19 protein-coding genes, 1 tRNA gene and 5 pseudogenes are annotated in these 21,243 nt (G+C 42.1%); 17 read left to right on the top strand and 8 right to left on the bottom strand.

Translation table 11 applies throughout. The annotated features are described in order from the left end of the window. The first annotated feature begins 56 nt into the window (after nt 1–56). The 3 genes from MMY81_RS35745 (at nt 57) to MMY81_RS23345 (ending at nt 1,148) form a co-directional block, all read left to right on the top strand. The gene (locus MMY81_RS35745) at nt 57–233 is read left to right on the top strand and encodes a phage holin (RefSeq protein WP_374562654.1); all 177 of its coding nucleotides are present in this window, start codon (nt 57–59) and stop codon (nt 231–233) included. A 208-nt stretch (nt 234–441) separates the two neighbouring features. Next, nucleotides 442–963: a hypothetical protein gene (locus tag MMY81_RS23350; RefSeq protein WP_252314727.1), complete on the top strand. Its 522-nt coding sequence runs from the start codon at nt 442–444 to the stop codon at nt 961–963. Beyond that, nucleotides 963–1,148 (top strand): hypothetical protein, encoded by a 186-nt coding sequence (locus MMY81_RS23345; protein WP_252314726.1) that lies wholly within the window; start codon nt 963–965, stop codon nt 1,146–1,148. Before MMY81_RS23350 ends, MMY81_RS23345 begins: the two co-directional genes overlap by 1 nt. A 268-nt stretch (nt 1,149–1,416) precedes the next feature. On the opposite strand, the gene MMY81_RS23340 is transcribed toward MMY81_RS23345, so the two are convergent. After that, complete coding sequence (locus MMY81_RS23340) at nt 1,417–1,761, bottom strand: YolD-like family protein (RefSeq protein ID WP_252314725.1); 345 nt, start codon at nt 1,759–1,761, stop codon at nt 1,417–1,419. A 215-nt stretch (nt 1,762–1,976) separates the two neighbouring features. Next, nucleotides 1,977–2,052, bottom strand: a tRNA-Val gene (locus tag MMY81_RS23335). Between the two features lie 274 nt (nt 2,053–2,326). On the opposite strand from MMY81_RS23335, the gene MMY81_RS23330 reads away from it, so the two are divergent. Together MMY81_RS23330 and MMY81_RS23325 are read left to right on the top strand one after the other, a co-directional pair. Continuing rightward, nucleotides 2,327–3,199 (top strand): mechanosensitive ion channel family protein, encoded by an 873-nt coding sequence (locus tag MMY81_RS23330; protein WP_252314724.1) that lies wholly within the window; start codon nt 2,327–2,329, stop codon nt 3,197–3,199. Then, complete coding sequence (locus tag MMY81_RS23325) at nt 3,192–3,473, top strand: mechanosensitive ion channel family protein (protein WP_252314723.1); 282 nt, start codon at nt 3,192–3,194, stop codon at nt 3,471–3,473. The genes MMY81_RS23330 and MMY81_RS23325 overlap by 8 nt, the downstream gene beginning before the upstream one ends. A gap of 34 nt (nt 3,474–3,507) precedes the next feature. Here MMY81_RS23325 and MMY81_RS23320 read toward each other — a convergent pair whose 3' ends face one another. Next, entirely contained in the window at nt 3,508–4,380 is an 873-nt protein-coding gene (locus tag MMY81_RS23320) for a LysR family transcriptional regulator (protein ID WP_252314722.1), read from the bottom strand. 122 nt (nt 4,381–4,502) lie between these two features. Between MMY81_RS23320 and MMY81_RS23315 the strand changes: the two genes are divergently transcribed. Together MMY81_RS23315 and aceA are read left to right on the top strand one after the other, a co-directional pair. Further along, nucleotides 4,503–5,717, top strand: coding sequence for an MFS transporter (locus tag MMY81_RS23315; RefSeq protein ID WP_252314721.1), 1,215 nt, complete (start codon nt 4,503–4,505; stop codon nt 5,715–5,717). Between the two features lie 186 nt (nt 5,718–5,903). Further along, nucleotides 5,904–7,196, top strand: a complete 1,293-nt coding sequence (gene aceA / locus MMY81_RS23310) for an isocitrate lyase (protein WP_252314720.1) — start codon at nt 5,904–5,906, stop codon at nt 7,194–7,196. Between the two features lie 71 nt (nt 7,197–7,267). Here aceA and rraA read toward each other — a convergent pair whose 3' ends face one another. After that, a complete protein-coding gene (gene rraA, locus MMY81_RS23305) occupies nt 7,268–7,771 on the bottom strand; it encodes a ribonuclease E activity regulator RraA (protein WP_374562648.1) in 504 nt (167 codons plus the stop codon). Between the two features lie 117 nt (nt 7,772–7,888). On the opposite strand from rraA, the gene dapD reads away from it, so the two are divergent. From dapD to MMY81_RS23290, 3 genes and pseudogenes are all read left to right on the top strand, one after another. Then, nucleotides 7,889–8,611 (top strand): 2,3,4,5-tetrahydropyridine-2,6-dicarboxylate N-acetyltransferase, encoded by a 723-nt coding sequence (gene dapD, locus MMY81_RS23300; protein ID WP_120192408.1) that lies wholly within the window; start codon nt 7,889–7,891, stop codon nt 8,609–8,611. A gap of 101 nt (nt 8,612–8,712) precedes the next feature. Further along, nucleotides 8,713–9,925, top strand: a pseudogene (locus tag MMY81_RS23295) (aspartate aminotransferase family protein). Next, nucleotides 9,916–11,031: an N-acetyldiaminopimelate deacetylase gene (locus tag MMY81_RS23290; RefSeq protein ID WP_252314732.1), complete on the top strand. Its 1,116-nt coding sequence runs from the start codon at nt 9,916–9,918 to the stop codon at nt 11,029–11,031. The pseudogene MMY81_RS23295 and the gene MMY81_RS23290 overlap by 10 nt, the downstream one beginning before the upstream one ends. A gap of 61 nt (nt 11,032–11,092) precedes the next feature. Here the strand turns inward: MMY81_RS23290 and MMY81_RS23285 are convergent, their stop codons facing one another. Next, nucleotides 11,093–11,947 (bottom strand): mechanosensitive ion channel family protein, encoded by an 855-nt coding sequence (locus MMY81_RS23285; protein ID WP_252314719.1) that lies wholly within the window; start codon nt 11,945–11,947, stop codon nt 11,093–11,095. A gap of 180 nt (nt 11,948–12,127) precedes the next feature. Here MMY81_RS23285 and MMY81_RS23280 point away from each other — a divergent pair, with 180 nt between their 5' ends. Together MMY81_RS23280 and MMY81_RS23275 are read left to right on the top strand one after the other, a co-directional pair. Then, complete coding sequence (locus MMY81_RS23280) at nt 12,128–12,673, top strand: peroxiredoxin (protein WP_120192405.1); 546 nt, start codon at nt 12,128–12,130, stop codon at nt 12,671–12,673. A 141-nt stretch (nt 12,674–12,814) separates the two neighbouring features. Next, on the top strand, nt 12,815–13,480 hold the full coding sequence (locus MMY81_RS23275) for a potassium channel family protein (RefSeq protein ID WP_120192404.1): 666 nt from the start codon (nt 12,815–12,817) through the stop codon (nt 13,478–13,480). 103 nt (nt 13,481–13,583) lie between these two features. On the opposite strand, the pseudogene rnjA reads toward MMY81_RS23275, so the two are convergent. The 3 genes and pseudogenes from rnjA to def form a co-directional block, all read right to left on the bottom strand. Then, nucleotides 13,584–15,253 (bottom strand): annotated as a pseudogene (gene rnjA, locus MMY81_RS23270) (ribonuclease J1). 3 nt (nt 15,254–15,256) lie between these two features. Then, on the bottom strand, nt 15,257–15,466 hold the full coding sequence (locus MMY81_RS23265; protein ID WP_120192402.1) for a DNA-dependent RNA polymerase subunit epsilon: 210 nt from the start codon (nt 15,464–15,466) through the stop codon (nt 15,257–15,259). A gap of 395 nt (nt 15,467–15,861) precedes the next feature. Then, complete coding sequence (def, locus tag MMY81_RS23260) at nt 15,862–16,380, bottom strand: peptide deformylase (protein ID WP_120192401.1); 519 nt, start codon at nt 16,378–16,380, stop codon at nt 15,862–15,864. Between the two features lie 266 nt (nt 16,381–16,646). On the opposite strand from def, the gene MMY81_RS23255 reads away from it, so the two are divergent. From MMY81_RS23255 to MMY81_RS35735, 5 genes and pseudogenes are all read left to right on the top strand, one after another. Beyond that, nucleotides 16,647–17,297: a YkyA family protein gene (locus tag MMY81_RS23255; RefSeq protein ID WP_252314718.1), complete on the top strand. Its 651-nt coding sequence runs from the start codon at nt 16,647–16,649 to the stop codon at nt 17,295–17,297. Nucleotides 17,298–17,822: 525 nt separating this feature from the next. Continuing rightward, on the top strand, nt 17,823–18,863 hold the full coding sequence (gene pdhA / locus MMY81_RS23250) for a pyruvate dehydrogenase (acetyl-transferring) E1 component subunit alpha (protein ID WP_120192651.1): 1,041 nt from the start codon (nt 17,823–17,825) through the stop codon (nt 18,861–18,863). Nucleotides 18,864–18,866: 3 nt separating this feature from the next. Beyond that, a pseudogene (locus MMY81_RS23245) lies at nt 18,867–19,843 on the top strand (alpha-ketoacid dehydrogenase subunit beta). Nucleotides 19,844–19,958: 115 nt separating this feature from the next. Then, nucleotides 19,959–20,472: pseudogene (locus MMY81_RS35740) on the top strand (E3 binding domain-containing protein); the annotation flags it as partial. Nucleotides 20,473–20,600: 128 nt separating this feature from the next. Beyond that, a pseudogene (locus tag MMY81_RS35735) lies at nt 20,601–21,207 on the top strand (dihydrolipoamide acetyltransferase family protein); the annotation flags it as partial. Nucleotides 21,208–21,243: the final 36 nt, after the last annotated feature.

The raw sequence follows: 21,243 nt of genomic DNA, 5'->3' as shown, positions 1-21,243 counted from the left end.
TATGAAAGACATGGATAAAGCATCAATCATTCGTTTCACCGCCGCTCTGTTAGGTAATGCTACAGTTAGTAAGCAGCCAGATACTCGGCTTTGAAATTGGACAGGATACCGTAGATGCTACTGTTGATCTTGTCTCTGCTGGATTAGTAACTTGGGCTATGTGGAAGAATAACTATCTGGGTAGCAAAGGAAAGAAACAAGAACAAGCTTTGAAAGCAAACCATTTGAAATAAAAAAGAGAGGGACTTTCCCTCTCCTACATAAATAAATATATACAAGTATTTAACAATCTAGTAGTCTATAAATAATTACATAATCTGGTGGTGAATTTATTGGTAGAAATATTAACTACTTGGATCCAGTCTTTGCCGTCTTGGGCAAATCAAATTTCTGGAGCAATATTTTTAATTTTTATAATTATTTTTAGCAATTATTTTTTTATTGATTGCTAACTCCGGAAGAAGATCATTAGATAAAGAAAATAAAATATTAGACATAACAACAGAAAACAAAAAGACTATATTGGAAATTCAAAATTTAAAAGGTGTGTGCACTCAATACTCTGGTTCTATGGGGTATTTGAAACAGGCATGTGACGAATACATAGAGATCAAATCAGAAACCGGCAATTCAAAAATAGCTAAAGCACAAAGTTTATTAAATAAGTGTATTAATTCAATGTCATCCAACCTTAAAAGTCATTCTAGTGGTGATTTTAGATGTGCGATATGGATTAAACAGGGATCAGTCTTTAAATTTCGTACAGGAAGTATTGGTTTTCCAGATCAATATTACGGGAACAGAGAACTAGAAATAGATAAATCTACAGCTGGAAGATGCTATAGAAAAGAAATAGATTTAGTTATAGATGACGTTTCCCAAGATGACGACTGGTCGCCTAACGAAGACGTTAAAAAAATATACAATGCTATGGTTTGTATATACTTAGAAGGTTTCGGGTAATGACAGTAGATTCTAAGTATGCTTTTGAAAAAAGTAATTTAGATATCATTTATCTTTATAGCAGTCTAATTCGTGCTATAATTATAGAACAACAATATGCAATGGCGGAAAGAGCTAGTCAAGAATCATTAAGCGTTGATGGTTCCTCTGATATTAATGGAAGGGATGGTGGTTCGAGTGAATAAGAAGGAATTATTACTCGATAGGCAGCTTCTCGAAAATGTATATAGTTCAGGAATGATTGAGCCCAAAGACTACCAAAGACTTAAAAAAAGAACTGGATTATAAGATTAGTGTGTTAGAAAGAAAAGAGAGAAACATGAAGATAGAAATGGAAAAGAACAATAAAAAGTTCTTAGAAGCAGTAGGCGAATAAAAGTACGATCAGTAAAAATCAGCATCTACCTCCGGGTGGGTGCTTTTTTACATAGAAAAAGAGGGCATCAGCCCTCTCTACATAACTTGAATATCTTTCAATGTATCAAACTTTATATAACAAATATCCTCTTTATTCTTCACATGAAACTGCTTATCCATCATGTTAATATACACACATTCACCTGTGAACGTAATAAAGTGGCCTTCCTTCCAGTAAGTAAACTCCAAAAAGATTCTGTGCTCGAGCGCTTCATGCAGCAACAATTCTAACTCATCCCATCTGTGTTCATCCAATATAGGCTTTGGTACATGCAAAGATGATGCTCTCCGTTTCTCCCAGGCATCCTTATGTTCGGGTAATATCATTCGCATGGATTCCCAGCGCATATTAGAATCAGGAGTTAACTTATTTTCTGCCATGCGATCACCTCCTTTTAAAAGGTATTATACGCGAACAAGTGTTCTTTAAAACATAACTATAGTAATAAGACTTAAAATAAAAAAAACAGAGTAGAAATTTTCATGTTTGCAAAATGTTTGCAAATGATCTCCACCCTGCATTTTATCCATTTTTCTATGTAAAGAAGACATAAGAAAAAGCCCTCTATACGAAGGCTTGTAGCGTTTGTGTGTTATGGTGCCCCGTACTGGGCTCGAACCAGTGACCTCCACCCTGTCAAGGTGGCGCTCTCCCAGCTGAGCTAACGGAGCAGCTGGATAGATGAACCTTTATTAATTTACCTTGTACAGGTAGGTTTTGTCAATAAAAAAGTAAATAGTCTGCCTGCGGACAGACCTGCCAATTGCTTTTTTTGTGGAAAAGGCTGATCTGAAAAGCCCGGTTGTCCGGTTATTTATCCCAGACCCGCCTATTATAATGGGACAAATAAGCTTTTCTGGTCTTTCATAGGAAGAACTAGAGAATCTTCGAACGATGTGGTAAGATGTGTTTTGTTCAACAGTAAATAACATCCGGAGGGTACCTATGATAGATTTTTGGATGAGAACGCAGGAGTTTTTCATAAACCTGCCGTGGATTGATATAGGATTTGCTATATTAATATTTTTTCTCATATTCTTTTTAAGACGATATTTGACGACATATATTTTCCGACTGCTGATCCGAATAGCGAAAAAGACACCGACTGATGTGTTCACCAATGTGATTATTGCGTTTGAAAAACCGCTTCGATTTTTCTTTGCGATACTTGGTTTGTATTTAGCATTGCTCTCTCTACCGATTCAAGGGGACTATATGGGTATTGTAAACCGGTTTTACCGCACCTCTATTATTATTGTAATGGGATGGGGGCTTTTTAATTTCACAGCAGCCTCTTCTTCCATGTTCTATAAGCTGTCGAGTAAGATGGATGATGGCGAGGACAGCATGCTGCTGCCATTTCTCTCCCGTATTGTTCGTTTTGTGATTCTGGCATTAACCATTACAATTATAGCTCATGAGTGGGATTACGATATTAATGGATTAATTGCCGGACTGGGTCTGGGCGGCCTGGCATTTGCGCTTGCAGCTCAGGAAACGCTCAGTAACTTTCTCGGAGGTATTATTATTGTAACAGAGCGTCCTTTTAAAAAGGGAGATTGGATTGCTTCGGCCACGGTCGAGGGATTTGTAGAGGATATTAATTTTCGGAGTACAAAAATCCGCACCTTCGAGGATTCTCTCGTCATTGTGCCTAATAAAACGCTGGCCCATGAAGCAATAACAAACTGGTCGGAAATGGGAAAGCGTCAGATAACCTTTAATGTAGGTGTGAAATACGAAACGCCTAAAGCAGATGTGCAGCGTGTAGTAGAACGAATTGAAGACACGCTTCAGGAAAATGATAAAATTGAATAAAGATCTGATCATTGTGCGATTCAGCGAGTTTAACTCTTCTTCCCTCGACATTTTCGTGTATTTCTTTACGAAAGCCACAGGCTGGGTGGATTGGTTTGAAACAAAAGAGGAAATCAATTTTGAAGTAATGGAGATTTTGGAGGAAGAAGGAGTAGACATCGCATTTCCTTCCGAATCGGTTTATATTGAAAATGCTCCAGCGCAGGCCTGGCCTGATTCGATTAAACAGGAAATCGCAGAAAAAACAAGGCATGCAGAGCATTCAAATAAATAATAAAACCCCGGCTGTGCAGCCGGGGTTTTATTATTTAAGCAAGGAGAAACTGCAGGAAAGCTTTGTTGGCAGGTGATAAAGATTCTTTTTGGCGATGGGCAAGAGCAAGCGTCAGCCGGACGGGAGGATCTAAAGGAACGCCTGCCAGCTTTTCATCATCCTGAATGACCATTTCCAAAAAATTGTAATACCAAGGCCGCGTTCCGTCAGTGATTTTGCCATGGAAAGTTGATTTGTTTCGAATGCAAGGTGAACGGGACGACCGGCTTTTTTCGCTGATTTGATCGACAACTTTCCTCTGATAATATCCTTCTTTAAATAAGATGAGCGGTTCTTCCGCCACTTCTTCATGAGAGACGGAAGTTTTGGAGGCAAAAGGGTGATCGAGAGGAACGACAGCAACCATCTGTGTCGCCAAAAAAGGATGAATCGTTAGCTGACTGGATGATTTTCGTCCTTCATCTGTGACGATGGTGCCAAGCTCGATTTCTCCGTTTATAATAGCTTCTTCAATAGCGGAAGTGCCTGCTTCATATATGGAAACAGACAAGCCGGGATAGGCTTTCAGAAAACGCGTAATCTGGTCGGGGAAATAATAAGAACCGGCCATCGACGGCAGTCCTATTTCAACTTCTCCCTGAGTAAGATCCTGCATATTAAGAACATCGCTTTTTGCTTTTGCAAGCAGGCGGTGCATATCAATAGCATGTCCATACAGCTTTTCTCCAGCTTTCGTCAGGCGGATCTGTCTTTTGTCGCGGATAAGAAGGCGGACGCCAAGCTCTTCTTCAAGCTGACGAACCGCACGGCTGACGGCGGGCTGTGCAATACGAAGAGATGCAGCGGCTTTTGTGAAACTCCGGCAGGCAGCTACTTCCCGGAAATATTCAAGAGCTCTGCTTTCCATAACAATCTCCTTTCATAACAAAAAAGCATAATTATTATATTTATTATATATTTTATTTATCAATATGCTCATGATAGCATACAAATATAGAAGAAAGTGTGATGGAAAGAAGGATATATACCATGATTGAAGCAAAAACCGCATCATTTTGGAAAGCTACTACGGCACTCGGAGCCGCTTCTTTTTTAATATTTGCGAACTTATATTATCCGCAGCCGCTTCTGCCTATGCTGAGTGAAGAGTTTCAAGTATCTGAAGTTGCCTCGAGCCTGATCATTTCCATTCCATTGATTGTGCTGGGTATTACTTTTTTTGTATACAGCGCCCTCTCTGATGCCTTTGGCAGACGAAATATTTTATTTATATCCATGATACTTGGTATTGCGGGCACCATTCTTATCAGCATGGCGCCGAGTTTTGGCTGGCTGATGGCAGCCAGGGTGTTTCAGGCAGCTGCTTTAGCAGGTATACCGGTAGCGGCTATGGCATATCTCAGCGAAGAATATTCCAAAAAAGCTATGACAGTAGCAGTAGGAATTTATATTAGCGCAAACAGTTTCGGAGGGATGAGCGGCCGGGTGGCAAGCGGCATTATTGCAGATGCGTCGGATTGGCAGCTGGCTTTTATAATAATGGCCGGAGTGAGCGTAGGCATTGGGATTTTTGTCTGGTTTATGCTTCCGGAATCCACCCAGTTTACAGCGAAACCATTTCATTTTAAAACCACGCTGCAGAACAACTGGATGCATCTGAAAGATAAAAAAATGGCACTGGCCTATATTATCGGCGGGCTGCATTTTTTCGTATTTATTGGCGTATTTAACTTTATTACGTATCTTTTAAATGGTGAGCCGTTCTTTGTATCAGCTACTATACTCGGTCTGCTCTTTCTAACATACGGGGCTGGAACCTTCAGCTCGACGCTGGCTGGAAAGATGGCGCAGGTATGGAATCAGACAAGCTGCATGCTGATTGGAATCGCTTTAATGGCGATAGGTATTGTGCTCGCAAGCGTTCCTTCTTTTCCTGTTATATTAATAGCGCTGCTTACATTAAGTTTTGGTTTTTTCTTTGTCCATTCCAGCTCCAGTTCCTGGGTGACAAGGCATGCTGTACAGGCAAAAGCAAGCGCATCAGGACTGTATTTGACCAGTTATTATTTGGGAGGCGGATTAAGCAGTGTCTATTTTGGCTGGCTCTGGCCTTCATTTGGATGGCCGGGCGTGGTTACAGGTGCAGCTGCTGTACTGATTATTACATTGAGCTGTACGCTCAGTTTGCGCAGGATCGACAGAGCCGAACAAAAGGCAGCTACTTCTGTATTTGTAACAAATTAACCGGAATAAAGCCGAACCCGTAACGGGTTCGGCTTTTGTTATGTAACAGTTTATGACAAAAAGATGCTGTTCTAACTTTTTTAGAAAAAATCAATGTAAGGGGTTGCAAAAACGGAAATACTGTTATAATATAAAAACATATTAAATTAACTGTTATAAAACAGTATTCGTAAGGGAGAGATAAAAATGGGATCTATTCAAGAAGATGCAAAGAAGCTCGAGCAGCAGTGGAAAGAAGACAGCAGGTGGGAAGGTATTGAACGGCCTTATAGTGCGGAGGATGTAATTAAATTAAGAGGGTCTATTGAAATCGAGCATACTTTAGCAAAGCGGGGATCGGAAAAGCTGTGGAAGCTTCTTCATGAAGAGCCATATGTAAACTCTCTGGGTGCGTTAACAGGAAACCAGGCTGTGCAGCAGGTGAAAGCAGGTTTGAAAGCGATTTATTTAAGCGGCTGGCAGGTGGCAGCAGACGCCAACCTTGCTGGACAAATGTATCCCGATCAAAGCCTGTATCCGGCAAATAGTGTACCAAGCGTAGTTCAGCGTATTAATCAGGCGCTGCAGCGTGCAGATCAGATACAGCATATGGAGCAGGAGGGAGATACGGATTTCTTCGCCCCTATTGTAGCTGATGCCGAGGCAGGCTTTGGCGGTCAGCTGAACGTATTTGAACTAATGAAGAGTATGATTGAATCAGGTGCTTCCGGTGTACACTTTGAGGATCAGCTTGCTTCAGAAAAGAAGTGTGGACATCTCGGCGGAAAAGTTCTGCTTCCTACGCAGAATGCCGTACGTAATTTAATATCCGCCCGTCTTGCAGCAGATGTAAGCGGAACGAAAACCATTATTCTTGCGAGAACAGATGCGGATGCAGCCGATCTTATAACAAGTGACATTGATCCCTACGATCAGGAGTTCATAACCGGTGAACGTACAGCAGAGGGCTTTTACCGTACAAAGCCGGGTATTGATCAGGCAATTGCAAGAGGCTTGGCCTACGCTCCGTTTGCCGACCTTATCTGGTGCGAGACATCCAAACCGAATCTCGAGGAAGCCAGGAAATTTGCTGATGCCATTCATGAGAAATTCCCGGGGAAAATGCTTGCCTATAACTGCTCTCCTTCATTTAACTGGAAAGCAAATCTGGATGATGAAACGATTGAAACCTTCCAGCAGGAAATTGCAAAGATGGGGTATAAGTTCCAGTTTGTTACGCTTGCCGGATTCCATGCGTTGAACCACAGCATGTTTGAGCTGGCTAAAGGCTACAAAACGCGTGGAATGGGAGCCTATTCTAAACTGCAGCAGGCAGAGTTTGCCAGTGAAGCAAAAGGCTACACTGCAACGCGCCACCAGCGGGAAGTTGGTACCGGATATTTTGATGAAGTAGCCCAGGTAATTACCGGTGGAACGTCTTCTACTACAGCACTTAAAGGTTCTACAGAGACGGCGCAGTTCCAGAAAACAAAATCATAAAACGTTCAAACCGAAAAAGCCAGCTCTCTACTTGTAGAGGCTGGCTTTTTTGATGAAAGGATGCTTAGCAATTACAAATCCAATTTATCTGCTGAAAGAAGGATTCCATCGTTATCAGCATACACCCATTCGCCGGGCTGCCATTTAACGGAGGCAAATACCACTGGAATATTGGCATCGCCAATTCCTTTTTTTATTGATTTAATCGGGTTTGTTCCAAGAGCAAAAATTCCGACGTCCATATCGGCTATTTCATCAGAATCACGGATGCATCCATATACGATCACGCCCGCAAGTTTCCGCTCCACAGCAATTTCTGCTAAATTATCTCCCATCAGGGCACAGCGGGAAGACCCGCCGCCGTCGACCACTAATACGGAGCCTTCCGGTATTTCCTGAAGCGCTTTTTTGACAAGCACATTGTCTTCGAATACGCGTACTGTGGCTGCAGGTCCGGAAAAATGGGTTTTCTGCCCGTATCGTTTAAATAATGGATCGGCTACTCTTACTACGTCTGAATAATCATCACAAATGTCAGCTGTAAATCCCATCGTATCACTTCCTTTTTTAGTCATCTTTGTAATACTTCGATATGTATTAAAAAAATCCTTTCCATACGCAACGGTTTCCTTCAAAGGCTTGATATGATACTCTATGTAGGAGATTGTTAAGATTCTAAGGAGGATACGTTGATGAAACAAATGGATGCAAATGAAATCATTGCTTTTATTTCAGAAAGCAAAAAATCCACACCGGTAAAAGTATATATTCAGGGAGACCTGGATGCGATCGGTTTTGGAAATGAAACAAAACGCTTTATCGAAGGGAATACAGGTGTTCTTTTCGGGGAGTGGAGCGACATTGAAAAAGGCATTAATGATAACAAAGATAAAATTACAGATTATGTAGTAGAAAGCGACCGCCGCAATTCTGCTATACCCCTTTTAGATACAAAAGCAATTGAAGCACGTATTGAGCCGGGAGCGATTATCCGTGATCAGGTGGAAATCGGTAAAGGTGCGGTTATCATGATGGGTGCTTCTATCAATATTGGTTCCGTTGTTGGAGAAGGCACAATGATAGATATGAACGTTGTCATGGGAGGCAGAGCAACAGTAGGCAAGAACTGCCACATTGGTGCAGGATCTGTACTTGCCGGCGTTATTGAGCCGCCTTCCGCTCAGCCTGTTATCGTACAGGATGGAGTGGTAGTAGGGGCAAACTGCGTAATTCTTGAAGGAGTAACGGTAGGCGAAGGTGCTGTAGTAGCAGCAGGAGCTATCGTAACAGAGGATGTTCCCCCAAATACGGTAGTAGCCGGCACACCGGCCCGTGTGATTAAAGAGATTGATGAGAAAACAAAAGGTAAAACAGAAATTAAGCAGGAGCTCCGCCGTCTTAACGACGATAACTAAAACAGCATATTCTTTTAGGCCGTCCGGTGGAAATTATTTAGCCGGACGGCTTTTTTATATTATAATGTAAAGATCATAGAAGAGAGAAAGGATAAGAGCACATGAACTGGATGGAACGAGATCAGAACGCTATCATGTCTACATACCAGAGACTTCCGATAGCAGTGGAAAAAGGAGAAGGCAATTACTTATTCGATACGGAAGGGAAAGCCTATTTGGATTTATTTACAGGCCTGGCCGTGAACCTGCTCGGCCATTCTCATCCCTATCTTTTAAAAAAACTGGGCGAACAATCGGAAAAATTTCTCCATATCTCCAATATATTTTTAAATCAGCCTGCGATCGAGCTGGCTGAACGGATGATAGAACATTCGATTCCCGGAAAAGTATTTTTTTGCTAATTCAGGAGCAGAAGCGACAGAGGCCGCGGTAAAGCTCGTGCATAAATGGAAAAAAGAACAGAAAGAAGAGAAACGTGGAATTGTTGTACTGGAAAAAAGCTTTCATGGTAGAACACTTGGGGTGGTCAAGCTGACAAGACAACCGGGTATTTATCAGGACTTTCCGGCTGCGGATTATCCTGTATTTGAAACAGTGCCGGAGGATTTGGAACAGCTTGAATCAGTATTGGTGAAAGAAAAGCCGGCCGCTTTCCTGGCAGAACCTATTTTAGGATCAGGCGGCATTACGCCGTTGTCCACAGATTTTCTCCAGGGAGCGGAAGCGCTCTGCAGAAAATACAATGTTCTTTTTTGTATAGACGAGATTCAAACGGGGATCGGACGAACCGGAACGTTTTTTGCATATCAACAGGCAGCAGTCACACCAGACCTGATCTTATTTGCTAAAGGAATTGGAGGAGGTCTGCCATTAGGGGGGATTATTGCGGGCGACAAGCTGGAAAATAAATTTGCGCCCGGCGATCATGGCACTACTTTTGGACCTTCCCCGCTGAGTGCAGCTCTTGGAAATGCTGTCATGGACGTTTTATTTGAACAGAATGGATTAAAAGAAGGCAGGCAGAGAGCGGACTATTTCAGACAGCAGCTCGAAGGTCTTCAGTTTGAGCTGAAAACCGAAATAGAGGAAATCAGGGGAATGGGAATGATGCTCGGCGTAAAGCTTGATGCCGATGCAGAAAAAGTGAAAAGCATTCAGGAGGCGTTGCTGCACCGGGGATTTATGGTTAATATAGCCCAGCAGACAATTATCCGGCTGCTGCCACCGCTGACTCTGCAGAAAGAGGAAGCAGACAGTTTTATCCAGGCTTTTAAAGAAGAACTAATATCCAGGCGTCAGGAGGCATCCGTGTGAACGTAACTACTATCCGCCGGGAGCTTCATCAAATACCGGAACCGGGATTCAAAGAATGGAAAACACAGCAATATCTTCTCGATAAAATTGCTTTATGGAAAACGGATTACATGGAGTGGAAAACATGGCACACCGGCATTTTTTTATTTATCCATGGTTCAGACCCTGTTAAAACGATAGCGTACCGCACTGATATGGATGGGCTTCCTATAGAGGAGAGCACGACCTACTCGTTTCCCTCACTTCATCCGGGAATGATGCATGCTTGCGGACATGACCTTCATATGTCTATTGCGCTGGGGCTTGTCCACACATTTTCTCAAGAACAGCCTAAAGAAAATCTGCTGTTTATTTTTCAGCCGGCTGAAGAAGGTCCGGGTGGTGCAGAGCCAATGCTTGATGCCGCGCCATTTCTGGAATGGAAACCGGATGAAATATATGCCCTTCACGTGGCTCCGGAGCGAAAGGTGGGGGAAGTGGCCTCTAAACCTGGTCTTTTATTCGCCAATACGTCAGAACTGTTTATTGATCTAAAAGGTACAGGGGGTCATGCAGCCAGGCCTCATCTGGCCAATGATATGGTTGTCGCTGCAAGCCATCTTGTTACGCAGATTCAATCCGTCGTGGCAAGAAACGTAGACCCGCTTGATGCTGCCGTTGTAACAATCGGAAAAATAACAGGCGGTACGAAGCAGAATATCATTGCTGAAGCTTCCAGACTGGAAGGGACCATCCGCACGCTCTCGGAAGAAAGCATGCAGAAAGTAAAAACAAGAATCAGGCAGCTCACTGCCGGTATAGAAACAGCTTTTGACTGCGAAGCAGAAATTGACTGGGGCGCCAACTACTGTCAGGTATACAATAATCATGAGATTGCCGCTTCTTTTCGGGAATTTGCCCAACAGCATGGCGGAGTAATCTATGTGGAGAGCGGGGAAGCGATGACCGGAGAGGATTTCGGCTACTTCCTGCGCGAAGTGCCGGGATTGATGTTCTGGCTTGGCGTTGATACCCCATACGGCCTCCATGATTCGCGGTTGGAGCCTAAAGAAGAAGCAATGAATACCGCTGTTAAATTTTTGACAGACTTTTTAAAAAGCAGATAATAGAAAAACGGCGCTCTTTTATAAGAGACGCCGTTTTTTTTCGGATGGTTGATCGCTGCTTTTATTTGTTAATAGAAGCAGGCTCGTGTTTATCAATATACACTTGGTGTGGAAATGGTATTTCTATTCCATTTTCCTCAAGGGCTTCCTTGCAGGCTTTTAAAATCTCGCGCTGCATAGCCCACTGCATCATGTTTTCTGTTTTTCCAATTATACGAAGAACTACTTCAGAATCTCCCAGTGATTGAACACCAACAACATCAGGTCCTTCTACAATTTCAGGATGAACAGACGCTACTTTGTTACACGCTTCCTGGAGCACCGATATTGCTTTATCAATATCATCATTATACGAAATGCCTATATCGATAAGGGCCTGCATGTTTCCTCTGGAATAGTTGCTGACCGTAATGATTTCTCTGTTGGGAATAAAATGAAGAACTCCGTCAAAGCTTCTCATCTGAGTGGTGCGGAGACCGATTTCTTCGACCACGCCGTCCAGGCCTGCCACAGAAATATAATCATCAACGTCAATCTGCTTTTCAATCAGCAGAAAAACTCCCGTTACAACGTCGCTGACGAGGCCCTGCGCGCCGAAACCAACTGCCAGCCCGACCACACCTGCGCCTGCGATCAATGAAGCAATAGGCAGATTAAAAATACCTAAAATAATAGTAATCAGCACAAAAATAAGTACGTAGGAAAAAACGTTAACGAGCAGCTTGGAAATAGTTTTTACTCTTCCAGGATGCATGTTTCGTTTTTCCTGCATTTTGGAAAACCCACGTGTGATGATCCGCTTTCCCACGGCTCTTGCAATAAAGTAGCCTACTACAGCTAAGATAATTTGGATAACCACCATAAGGGCGGCGCTTAAAACTCCAGTAATAATTGTTTCGTCAATAAAACCCGGCATAAACGGATCTCCTCTCTTTATTGTCTATTAGAATAAAGCACGATAAAGAGTATACCATACGTTAAGGATGTTGAAAAAACATAATTGCCATAAAGGCTGATGTCCTCTGTTTGACTTTCAAAACAGCTCCATATTACAATGAAATACGTGAAAAGCAGTATATGAGGAGTGGAACACAATATGACTGAAAAACGAATGGTAGGTATGCAGGCACCAGGATTTAAAATGGATGCGGTCATGCCAAACAAGGAGTTCGGCACAGTAAGTCTCGAAGAGAATATGAAAAATGATCTATGGACGGTATTGTTTTTCTACCCGATGGACTTTACTGTCATATGCCCCACAGAAATCACATCAGTGAGTGATCAATTTGATGAGTTCAAAGAGCTGGATACAGAAGTAATCGGCGTCTCTACAGATACCATACATGCACATAAAGCCTGGATTAATACTTCACGGGACGATAATGGACTGGGCGGTCTTAACTATCCGCTGGCAGCAGATACGAATCATAGAGTATCTCGCGATTACGGCGTATTAATTGAAGATGAAGGAATAGCGCTGCGCGGATTATTTATTATCAGTCCGGAAGGTGAACTGATGTATTCTGCAGTTAATCATAATAACATCGGACGTGATGTAGATGAAACGCTGCGCGTGCTTCAGGCTCTTCAGACAGGCGGATTGTGTCCGGCCAACTGGCAGCCTGGCCAGGAAACCCTTTAAATAAAAGCGCTGCTCCGCTTTTGTATAAAAGAAAGCACAAAATAAACGGGCACAGCGGTACACGAAATCTTCATTTCGTGTGCTTTTTCATGTAAAATTGAAGAAGAACAGCCGGTTTAAATGAAGAGTGGAGGAAAAGGCATGAAAAAGCAATTTGCGGTTATCGGACTTGGCCGGTTCGGCGGCAGCATCTGCAAGTCACTGATGAATGAAGGAATGGACGTACTGGCTATTGACCAGGATGAAGAAAAAGTAAACGAATTCGCTTCTATTGCCACACAGGCAGTTATCGCGGACAGTACAGATGAAAAAGCATTAAAAAGTCTCGGGATACGAAATTTTGACCACGTGGTTGTAGCGATTGGAGATAATATCCAGGCAAGTATTTTAACAACCCTTATTTTAGATGAAATGAAAGTGAAGCATATTACCGTAAAAGCACAAAATGACTATCATGAAACAGTGCTCAATCGAATTGGTGCCCATGAGATTGTTCATCCGGAAAGAGATATGGGGATTCGAATTGCCCATAACGTTGTATCAGATAACGTTCTTGATTATCTTGAGCTGTCGGATGAACACAGCATAGTAGAGCTGGCAGCGGGACCGACTATTGATGGAAAAACGATAGTTGACCTGGACGTCAGGTCAACTTATGGTTGTAATATTCTGGCTATAAAACGAAATGAAGAATTGACTGTCTCTCCTGAACCGGAAGTGAAGCTCTATGAAGGGGATATTTTAATTATTATAGGCGCTGATGCGGATATCAGCCGGCTTGAATCCTACTGGATTGATGAAAATTAAAAATTATCAAATTGCACGGGCTGATGGACTGGTTTCATAAATGGCCGGTTTTCCTGACAGACAAAAAAGGAGTTTCCATTTTAAAAATGGAAACTCCTTTTTATTAAACTTCCATAATAATAGGAAGAATCATAGGCTTACGTTTTGTTTTTTCATATAAATAAGGAGAAAGCTGGTCAATAATTTCATTTTTGATTTCAGCCCACTGCTTTGTTTTGCGTTTCATAACTTCATCTAAATGAGTGGAAAGCATCTTCTGAGCATCGTTGATCATATCACTGGATTCCCTCATATAAACGAATCCTCTGGAAATAATATCAGGACCGGCGGAAACCGTGAAGTTTTTCATATCAATACTCACGACGACTACGACTAGACCTTCTTCAGAGAGAATGCGGCGGTCCCGCAGAACAATATTTCCTATATCACCGATTCCGTTACCATCAACGTAAACAGAGCCGGACGGGATTTTTCCTACAATAGAGGCGGAATCCTTTTTCAAACCAAGCACTTCACCTATTTCCATTACAAAGGAACGATCCAACGGAATGTCACAATCCTCTGCGAGCTTCGTATGCATTTTCAGCATCCGGTATTCTCCATGAATAGGCATGAAATATTTTGGTTTCATCAGGCGGAGCATCAGCTTCTGTTCTTCCTGAGCGCCGTGGCCGGAAGTATGAATGTTGTTCAGTGATCCGTGAATTACTTTAGCACCGGCTTTAAGGAGCTGATTAATAATTTTATTTACGGACAAATTGTTACCCGGAATAGGGGAGCTTGAGAAAACAATGGTATCCCCGGGAATAATCTGGATCTGCCGGTGGGTACCATGGGCAATTCTTGATAAAGCGGCCATTGGTTCACCCTGGCTGCCTGTGCATAGGATAGCTGTTTCATTATCAGGCATCCGGTTCAGCTGGCCCGGTTCAATGAATGTGTCTTTTGGCGCTTTAATATAGCCAAGCTCCTGGCCGATCGTAATAGCATTATCCATGCTTCGACCAAATACTGCTATTTTTCTGCCGTGATGAACAGCAGCGTTTACAGCCTGCTGGAGACGGTAGATATTAGAAGCGAAGGTGGCGAATATAACCGCGTCCTTCTGCATTCTGGAATATTTTATCAATACTCTTGCTTACCGTTCTCTCCGACATGCTGAATCCCGGAACTTCACTGTTTGTACTATCAGAAAGAAGGCACAATACTCCTTCATCCCCGATCTGAGCCATTTTGGAAAGATTCGCAGGTTGGCTTACCGGAGTGAAGTCAAATTTGAAGTCACCAGTATGAACAATATTTCCTTCAGGTGTGTTTACAACAACACCTAAAGAATCGGGAATGCTGTGTGTTGTTTTTGAAAAATGAAATAGAAAGATTCGCAAAGCTGATCACATCTTCTTCCTTAATAACATGCAACTTCGTTTTACGGAGCAGACCATGTTCCTCAAGCTTTCTTTTCAGTAGGCCCAGAGCAAGCTGCCCGCCGTAAACGGGAATGTTCATCTCGCGAAGAAAATAAGGTATGCCGCCGATGTGATCTTCGTGTCCGTGCGTAATAAATAAGCCCTTTATCTTATGCTGGTTTCGAACAAGGTATGTGTAATCCGGGATAACATAATCGATACCCAGAAGTTCATCCTCGGGAAACATGATCCCTGCATCAATAACAATAATTTCTTCTTTATATTCAATTGCATACGTATTTTTGCCGATTTCCCCAAGTCCTCCAAGGGCAAATACAGCTACCTGGTCGTTTTGTAGTTGTTTCATATTTTAGATGTTCTCCACTTTGAAGTCTTCTTTTTGTTTTTCAAAAGCAAGAAGAGCTTCTGATACAGGCTGTACAAATTCAATATTGTATGGACGGTCTTTTAGTTTTATTCTAACGTCCATTTCTGAATCTGCTTCTATATACATAGATTCTGTGTTTTCGCGAACAGCTATTTCCGTTGAATCCTTTTGATATAATACTTTGTAAATCATAGGTATAGTCTCTCCTTTGTATTGGGTGATTTTCTATTAAGCAGGATGCGTGAACCCTGTTATTACTTCATGTACCGGAAAAGAAAAAATAAGGACCTGGTTTCTTGTGCATCCGAAAAAAACATCAAGAAATAAGCATAGGGTTTCATAATATAAATTAAGAAAAGGGCTTCAAATATTTATACGCAAAGCGGAACGGGCGGACAGTCCACTTTGATAAAACACTCGATTCTCAAATTGTAATCGATTTACAGCTTTTTTTCAATAGACGAAGCTATCTAAAGGACGGGGACCAATCTTTAGATAGCTAAAGCTTTAAAACAAAAATCCCTCCTTTCATCTACTCCCCGGCAAATTAAAAAAGCTGCAAGGCAGAAATGAAAGGGGGGATTGGGTTAATTGGATTCTTCTTCAATTCTGTCATAAAACATAATACCGTCAAGATGGTCAAGCTCGTGCTGAAAAGCAATAGAAGGAAGGCCTCTGAGGCGCAGGCGGATTTTCTCATTATCCATCGTGTATCCTTCAATAGTAACGCGCGAATAGCGGGGGACTTCCCCTTCTATTTCTCTATCGACAGACAGGCAGCCTTCGCCGCCCTCTAAATGATTGAGTTCTACAGAATGACTGACTATTTTTGGATTAACCAGCCCGTAGCTGTACAATTTATCCTTATCATCTGTAAGATGCAGCGCAAACATGCGTTTATTAATTCCTAATTGAGGAGCGGCTATACCTACTCCAGAACGCAGGTCGTACTTTTCTGCTATATCATCATCCTGTGAATTTTGAAGGAATTCAAGCATATCCTCCAGTGTTTTTTTGTCCTCAGCTGATAAGGGCAGCTGCACAGGCTCTGAGATTTTACGTAGAGCAGGGTGTCCTTCACGGACAATGTCATTCATTGTTATCATTATATGTGCCTCCTGCATAATCTGCTTCATTGAATCAAAATGAATGAAGATGACTCGCTGATTTTGTCTATAAAATAGTATAGCAAAACAGGTGCTATTACAAAAGAAAAATCATTCCACAGAATAATTATCCAAACATTAATATAGGAAGAAATGTGAAAGGAATAAGAGAAGCAGGTGTTTGTACCTCCAGTTTATTGATTTCCCTATTTTTTTCCTATATGATGAACAAATAGAAGGAATTTTAAGAATAGAAAGGAACAAACATGCCCATACATAAAAAAACAGCTATCACGTACACGGCTATAGGCGCAGTATTATTATTAGGAGGATGTGGAGGAAGTCCCGAAGAACAAATGCAGAATAGTCTGGAAGGGGCTGCAGAAGCAGAGGAAGAGTTTGCAGAACAGCAGCAGCCAATGATGGATCTTCATGAAGAAGAACAAAGCCTGTTTGCTTCCATGCAGGAGCTTTCTGTCGAAGAAATGGACGAAATCGAATCGCAGTCAGAAGAGGCAGTCAGTCTGGCTGAAGAGCGGGAAAGCCATTTAGAAACGGAAAAAGAAAGCATTGAAAGTTCTTATGAAGAATTTCAGCAGGGCATCGAAAGCGGTGAAGAAGCAGAAGCGGATCTCAGCTCAGAGCTTCAAGCGGCACAGGAATCAATGGAAGGACGCTACAATGCCTATCAGAACCTCAACGAAGCTTATGCAGAAGGTATTGATCGAGATAAAGAATTGTACGAAGCTTTAACGAATGAAAACCTTACTGTAGATGAGCTTCAAGATCAGATTGCCAAGGTTAACGAGTCCTACACGATTGTGGCAGATGAACAAGAGCAGTTTAACACCTATACTGACCAGTATAATGAAGCAAAGACATCTCTTTATGAAGCAGCCGGTATTGAACAGGAATGAATAGCAGCCTGAATGGATTATTCATTCAGGTTTTTTCTTTAGAAAAATAAGGGAACGCAAATATGTATGGGTGTTGCCCATCTGTATTAACACCTAAAAAAGAATATTCTCCTCTTAATCGGAAAAGCTGTTAGTGTCGGGGAAGGAAATGCTATATAACAGTTTACAGAAAGATTCAATCCTGATAAACACAAATTATGGTGGAAAGCCTTTAGTTAAAAAGGATTGACTAACCTTTTTAATATAGTATATTCTAACAATATAGCTTTATTGTTATAATCCTTATTTCTTTTCTAATGAGACAGTTTCCGCAAAAATGATAAATGCAATAACAGGTTATTTTTTCTCCGAATCAGGGTAGTAAGTTTAGAGTTAACGTATCTGACTGGACACGAGCTTTTATGCTGGCTGCCTGTTTGGAATGAAGAGGAAATTGTTTTAATAGAAAATAATCGAACAATTAGGAAGGTAGAGGTGACTGCAGTGGCTGAAAAAACACTGAAAAATATTGAAGAGCAGTTTGAAATGTTTCAAATCCTCAATGAAGAAGGCAAGATAGTAAACAAAGACGCTCTTCCGGATTTGTCAGATGAAGAGCTTCAGGAACTAATGAGAAGAATGGTTTATACAAGAATATGGGATCAGCGTGCAATTTCCCTCAATAGACAGGGAAGACTTGGATTTTATGCACCGGTAGCAGGACAGGAAGCGTCTATGCTCGGTTCTCAGTTCAGCCTGGATAAAGAAGATTGGATTCTGCCGGGTTACCGGGATATTCCACAGATGGTATGGCATGGTATGTCACTTCATCAGGCATTTCTTTTCTCCCGCGGCCATTTCAAAGGCGGCCAGATGGCAGAAGGACTTAATCTTGTTATGCCCCAGATTATTATTGGAGCGCAGATTATTCAGACAGCCGGCGTAGCACTTGGATTGAAACGCAGAGGCAAGGACAATGTCGCTATTACTTATACCGGTGACGGCGGTGCCTCGCAGGGTGACTTCTATGAAGGTATGAACTTTGCAGGAGCATATAAAGCCCCGGCTATTTTTGTTGTGCAGAACAACTACTTCGCTATTTCAGTTCCTGTTGAAGAGCAGTCTGCTGCAAAGACGATTGCCCAAAAAGCAGTAGCAGCAGGAATTAATGGAATTCAAGTAGATGGAATGGACGTTCTTGCAGTTTATGCGGCAACTAAAGAAGCCCGTAAAAACGCACTAGAAGGAACACCTACCCTTATTGAAACACTAACGTACAGATATGGGCCGCACACGATGGCTGGTGATGACCCTACAAGATATAGAACGTCCGAGCTTGACAGCGAATGGGAAAAGAAAGATCCAATCGTTCGTTTCCGTAAATACCTTGAAAGCAAAAAGCTCTGGTCTGAAGAAGAAGAAAACAAAGTAGTTGAAAAAGCAAAAGAAGAAATCAAAGCAGCAATTAAAGAAACAGATGAAGTTGCTCCTCAAAAAGTAACAGATTTAATCGGCAACATGTTTGAAGAGCTTCCAGTAAATCTACAGCAGCAGATGGACGAATATAAAGAGAAGGAGTCGAAGTAAGCTATGGCGCAAATGACGATGATTCAGGCTATTACCGATGCGATGCGTACGGAGCTGAAAAACGACGAAAATGTCTTAGTTTTCGGCGAAGATGTCGGTAAAAACGGTGGAGTATTTAGAGCAACAGAAGGACTGCAGGATGAATTCGGTGAAGAACGTGTATTCGACACACCTCTTGCAGAATCAGGAATCGGCGGGCTTTCAATCGGCCTTGGCCTTACCGGCTTCCGTCCAGTTATGGAAATTCAGTTTTTCGGTTTTGTATTCGAAACGATGGATGCAGTAGTAGGACAGATGGCAAGAATGCGCTATCGTTCAGGCGGGCATTACAACATGCCGGTAACGATCCGTTCTCCATTTGGAGGCGGGGTTAAAACACCCGAGCTTCACGCGGACAGCCTTGAAGGCTTAATTGCACAATCGCCCGGCGTACGTGTAGTTATTCCGTCCACTCCTTACGACGCAAAAGGCCTTCTTATTTCTTCTATCCGTAATAACGACCCGGTCGTTTTTCTTGAGCACATGAAGCTTTACCGTTCTTTCCGTGAAGAAGTACCGGAAGAGGAATACACCATTGATCTTGATAAAGCAGACATAAAGCGTGAAGGCAAAGATGTAACGCTTATCGCTTACGGTGCAATGGTTCATACTTCACTTAAAGCAGCGGAAGAACTTTCAGAAGAAGGTATTGAAGCGGAAGTTATTGACCTTCGTACGATCAGTCCTATTGATATAGAGACTATTCTTGAGTCTGTAAGAAAACAAATCGTGCTGTTGTTGTTCAGGAAGCGCAGAAAATGGCTGGTATCGCAGCAAGCGTAGCAGCTGCTATTACAGATGAAGCTATTCTTCATTTGGAAGCGCCGGTTCTTCGTGTTACAGCTCCGGACACTGTCTTTCCATTTGCAGCAGCAGAAGATGTGTGGCTGCCTAATGAAACAGATGTTAAAGAGCGCGTAAAAGCAGTTATAAACTTCTAAATAAAGCAATTCAAGAAAGCAGGCTGAAAAAGAAATCAGAAACAAGGTTTCCTTTTTCAGTCTCTTTTATCCTTTATATAAAAAATGATAGGTAGCAGAAAGGGAGGCAATTATAGTGGCTTTCGAATTTAAATTACCAGATATTGGTGAAGGTATCCATGAAGGCGAAATCGTTAAATGGTTCGTCAAAGTAGGAGACACCATTAAAGAAGACGATATCCTTGTTGAAGTACAAAACGATAAAGCTGTAGTAGAGATTCCTTCTTCAGTTGATGGCACGGTTAAAGAAGTAAGGGTAGATGAAGGTGTTACAACTACTGTAGGTGAAGTCATTCTCGTTATAGATGATGGCAGTGAAGATGCACCGCAGAAGAAGCGCCGAAAAAGAACCAAAAGAAGATAAAAGTAAATCAGGTGAAGAACAAAATGCAGAAAATCCTGCAGACGAAACAGAAAAACAGCCTGATGAACAGCCATCTGAAAAGCCGGCTGCTGAAGATACAGAGGATGATGACTCCAGAGTAATCGCAATGCCATCTGTACGTAAGTTCGCCAGAGAAAAAGATGTAACATCCGTAAAGTCAGCGGAAGCGGCAAAAACGGACGAGTATTAAAAGAAGATATTGAGTCCTACTTGAGCGGCGGACAGGAAACAGAGGAAGCATCATCAGAGCCTGCTGATGCAAAAGAAGAAAGCAAATCTGCTTCTAAAGCTCCTGTTTCCCAAAACACAACTGAACTTGAAGAGCGCGTACCGATGAAAGGTATTAGAAAAGCAATTGCTAAGGCAATGGTTAATTCTAAGCACACCGCTCCTCACGTAACGCACATGGATGAAATTGATGTAACAAACCTTGTAGCAAACCGTAAAAATTCAAGCCGATTGCTGCAGATAAAGGAACAAAACTTACGTATCTGCCATATGTCGTTAAAGCACTTACTTCTGCTTTAAGAGCATATCCTTCATTAAATGCATCAATTGATGACGAAAACCAAGAAATTGTTTACAAAAACTATTATAATATAGGTATTGCTGCAGATACGGAGCAAGGACTTGTTGTTCTGTAGTAAAAGATGCTGATCGTAAATCAATTTTCATGCTTGCTGATGAAATTAATGAGCTGGCTGTAAAAGCCCGCGACGGCAAGCTCAGCTCTGATGAGATGAGAGGCGGAACAAGCACTATTTCCAACGTAGGATCTGCTCAGGGTCTCTGGTTTACTCCAGTTATTAATCACCCGGAAGTAGCAATCCTTGGTATTGGCCGTATTGAAGAAAAAGCAGTTGTACGCGATGGGGAAATTGTTGCCGCACCAATGCTTGCTCTTTCATTAAGCTATGACCACAGACTAGTGGACGGCGTAACAGCTCAAAGCGCATTGAACCACGTGAAGCGTCTA

Source organism: Sinobaca sp. H24 (genome assembly GCF_023845525.1).
Note: the sequence above shows the minus strand (reverse complement) of the source record. Positions and strands in the feature narration are given on the sequence as shown.